The sequence below is a fragment of the Actinomadura fibrosa genome, from assembly GCF_900659615.1.
Taxonomy (GTDB): domain Bacteria; phylum Actinomycetota; class Actinomycetes; order Streptosporangiales; family Streptosporangiaceae; genus Spirillospora; species Spirillospora fibrosa.
Window position 1 is genome coordinate 1 of record NZ_CAACUY010000476.1, and the last position, 3,067, is coordinate 3,067.

3 protein-coding genes are annotated in these 3,067 nt (G+C 70.6%); all 3 read left to right on the top strand.

The window, feature by feature from the left end; genetic code table 11:
* Positions 1-993 (top strand): signal recognition particle-docking protein FtsY (ftsY, locus tag E1300_RS48775; RefSeq protein WP_131764048.1); only part of this gene is annotated, 993 nt, incomplete at its 5' end.
* A 272-nt stretch (positions 994-1,265) separates the two neighbouring features.
* Positions 1,266-2,597, top strand: coding sequence for an ammonium transporter (locus tag E1300_RS48780; protein WP_131764049.1), 1,332 nt, complete (start codon positions 1,266-1,268; stop codon positions 2,595-2,597).
* A complete protein-coding gene (locus E1300_RS48785) occupies positions 2,594-2,932 on the top strand; it encodes a P-II family nitrogen regulator (protein WP_131764050.1) in 339 nt (112 codons plus the stop codon). The genes E1300_RS48780 and E1300_RS48785 overlap by 4 nt, the downstream gene beginning before the upstream one ends.
* The last annotated feature ends 135 nt before the right edge of the window (positions 2,933-3,067 follow it).

A 3,067-nucleotide genomic window follows, 5' to 3' on the forward strand; every position in this document is an offset into this window, starting at 1 on the left:
CCCACCATCGAGCGGGCGCCGCCGACCGAGGCCCCGCCGCCCCCGCCCACGGTCGAGATCGAGCAGCCGCCGCCCGGCGCGGGCCGGCTCGTCCGGCTGCGGGCGCGCCTCGCCCGCTCCCAGAACGCGTTCGGCAAGACCCTCCTCGGGCTCCTGTCGCGCGACACGCTCGACGACGACGCCTGGGAGGAGATCGAGGACACCCTCATCACCGCCGACATGGGCGCCTCGGTGGCCCGCCAGGTCACCGACGACCTGCGCACCCGGGTGCAGGTGCTCGGCACCCGCACCCCCGAGGAGGTCCGGGCGCTGCTCAAGGACGAGCTGGTCAAGCAGATCGGCCCCGACCTCGACCGCTCGGTGAAGGCCGCGCCGCACGGCAACCGGCCCGCCGTCCTCATGGTCGTCGGGGTGAACGGCACCGGCAAGACGACCACCTGCGGCAAGCTCGCCCGCGTCCTCGTCGGCGACGGCCACACCGTGCTCCTCGGCGCCGCCGACACCTTCCGCGCCGCCGCCGCCGACCAGCTGGAGACCTGGGGCAACCGCGTCGGCGCGCAGGTCGTCCGCAAGGGCGAGGGCGCCGACCCGGCGAGCGTCGCGTTCGACGCGGTGAAGCAGGGCATCGACACCAAGGTCGACGTGGTGATCGTCGACACCGCTGGCCGGCTGCACACCAAGACCGGCCTGATGGACGAGCTCGGCAAGGTCAAGCGCGTCGTGGAGAAGCAGGCCGCGGTGGACGAGGTCCTGCTCGTCCTGGACGCCACGACCGGGCAGAACGGCATGCAGCAGGCCCGCGTGTTCGCCGAGGTCGTCAACGTCACCGGCGTGGTGCTGACCAAGCTCGACGGCACCGCCAAGGGCGGCATCGTCGTCCAGGTGCAGCGCGAACTCGGCGTCCCGGTGAAGCTCGTCGGCCTCGGCGAGGGACCGGACGACCTGGCCCCGTTCGAGCCCGAGGCCTTCGTGGACGCCATCCTCGGCGACTGAGCTCCCGCCCGTCCCGCACGCGCCCCGCGACCCCGGTTACGGTCGCGGGGCGCCCGCCTTTACGGACGCCCTTCGCACCGGCGAAGACATTACTCGGAGAAAAGTAGACCGTCATTGCCCCGGGGGTAAGACGGTGAGGGTTCCGAAACACCCGCGAAACATCGCAGGGCCGGGTTTCACACTCCCGAAACACAGGAGCCGTCCGGTCGAAACGGCCGCACAAGAATCTCTGAGCAGTCCACGTTTCCGGTCGAGGAGGGGCACTCCCCGAGATGAAGATCGATACAGGCGCGACCGCCTGGATGCTGGCGGCCACGGCGCTGGTGCTGCTCATGACCCCCGGACTGGCCTTCTTCTACGGAGGCATGACGCGGGCCAAGAGCGTCCTGAACATGATGATGATGTCGTTCGGGAGCATCATCAGCGTCACCATCCTCTGGGTCCTCTACGGGCACTCGATCGCGTTCACCGACAACGGTAGCTCGTTCATCAACAAGTTCATCGGCGGATTCGACGCACTGGGTCTGCACGACGTCGCCACCCAGGTGTCCGAGGGACTGCTGCCGGACCAGAGCGACAACATTCCGACGATGGTGTTCTCGGCCTTCCAGCTGACGTTCGCCATCATCACCGTCGCGCTCATCAGCGGCGCGATCGCGGACCGTGCCAAGTTCGGCGCCTGGATCGCCTTCACCGTGGCCTGGGCGACGCTGGTCTACTTCCCCGTGGCGCACTGGGTGTGGGGCACCGGCTGGCTGAACAAGCTCGGCATCGAGGACTTCGCCGGCGGCACCGTCGTCCACGTCAACGCCGGAGCCGCGGGACTCGCGCTCGCGTTCGTGCTGGGCAAGCGGCGCGGCTGGCCGAAGGAGCCGATGCGCCCGCACAACCTCCCGTTCGTCCTGCTCGGCGTCGGCCTCCTGTGGTTCGGCTGGTTCGGCTTCAACGCCGGCTCGGAGCTGGCCGTGGACGGCACCACCGGCCTCGCCTTCATGAACACCCAGATCGCCACCGCCGTCGCCGCGGGCGCCTGGATCGTCGTCGAGAAGATCCGCGACGGCCACGCCACCACGCTCGGCGTCGCGTCCGGCGCGGTCGCCGGCCTCGTCGCCATCACCCCCGCGTGCGGCTTCGTCGACCCGTGGGCGGCGATCGTCCTCGGCGCGATCGCCGGCACCGCCTGCGCCTACGCGGTCGGCCTGAAGTACAAGCTCGGCTACGACGACTCCCTCGACGTGGTGGGCGTCCACCTCGTCGGCGGCGCGATCGGCGCCATCTCGCTCGGCTTCCTCGCCGCCTACCCGTTCCTGCCCGACCAGCACAAGGGCCTGTTCTACGGCGGCGGCGCGCACCAGCTCGGCCTCCAGGCGCTCGGCCCCGTCGTCATCGGCCTGTACTCCTTCATCATGGCGTGGATCATCGGCAAGATCATCGATGTGACGATCGGGTTCCGCCTCGACGAGGAGGACGAGGCCACCGGCGTCGACATCACCACCCACGCGGAGAGCGCGTACGATCTCGCCACCGCGGGCGGCGGCGGTGGCGCGACCCGCACCGTCCTCGGCGGCGTGACCCCTGAGAAGAAGGTGGAGGCCGACGCGTGAAACTGATCACTGCGGTCATCAAGCCGTTCAAGCTGGACGAGGTGAAGGCGGCCCTGGAGACCTTCGGGGTCAAGGGCATGACCGTCAGCGAGGCCAGCGGCTACGGCCGGCAGAAGGGCCACACGGAGGTGTACCGCGGCGCCGAGTACAAGGTCGACCTGGTGCCCAAGCTGCGGGTCGAGGTCCTCGTGGACGCCGAGGACGCCGACGACATCATCGACGTGATCGTCAAGGCGGCCCGCACCGACAAGATCGGTGACGGCAAGGTCTGGGCCGTCCCCGTCGACACCGTGGTCCGGGTCCGCACCGGCGAGACCGGCCCCGAAGCCCTGTAGGGAGCGGAGTGACCCTCGCCCACCGGACGGCCGGGGACCCGCCCCCGAACGCGGAAGCGGCCCGCGCAGCCCTAGCGGCGGCGCGGGCCGCGCGCGCCGGGGAGCTCGACCGCTGGCTCGCGGGCCTGCTCGCCG

Coding starts and splice junctions, on each gene's coding strand:
- E1300_RS48780 (WP_131764049.1), top strand. CDS start 1,266: ATGAAGATCGATACAGGCGCGACCGCCTGGATGCTGGCGGCCACGGCG.